The sequence below is a fragment of the Maribellus luteus genome, assembly GCF_003576475.1.
Taxonomy (GTDB): Bacteria; Bacteroidota; Bacteroidia; order Bacteroidales; family Prolixibacteraceae; genus Draconibacterium; species Draconibacterium luteum.
In genome coordinates, this window is sequence record NZ_QWGR01000207.1 from 1 (window position 1) to 560 (window position 560).

The window sequence follows — 560 nt, forward strand, 5'->3', positions numbered from 1 at the left end:
GATAGCTAAACACCACGCTGCGCGCTCGCGACTGCGCCCAGTCTGGGTTCACGAGGCGACTTATTCGTCACATGTCTCCACACATTTAAGGTAAAGCTCAGTCCGTTGCGGTAGATTTCGACCTTCGCCGGCGCCTGTTTCCCAGGTGCCGGTTGTCCGTTTACCGTCATTACCGCCGCCGAGATTCCCGCGCATGAACGCCATCCTCCTCATCGAAGACGATTTGCCGTTGGGCACGGCGCTGGCCCGCGCGCTGCGTCAGGCCGGCTACAACGCGACCTGGGTGCGCCGCCTTGTCGACGCGCAGAAATGGATCACCACCAACACGTTCGAAGCCATCGTGCTGGATCTCGGGTTGCCCGATGGTGAAGGCCATACGTTCCTGGAAGAACTGCGTGCCGCGCACAGCGACGTGCCCGTCATCATCGCCAGCGCGCGCGACGCGCTGTCGGAACGGCTCAAGGGCCTGGATTCCGGCGCGGACGATTTTCTCGTCAAGCCGTTCCCGGTGGACGAACTCATCGCCCGTCTGCGCGCTGTGCTGCGCCGCCATGCGGGAC

1 protein-coding gene is annotated in these 560 nt (G+C 63.2%); it reads left to right on the forward strand.

Features of this window, described 5'->3' with window-relative positions:
- Positions 1-193: 193 nt before the first annotated feature.
- The coding region (locus D1614_RS28615) for a response regulator (RefSeq protein WP_119440528.1) at positions 194-560 on the forward strand (367 nt) is incomplete at its 3' end.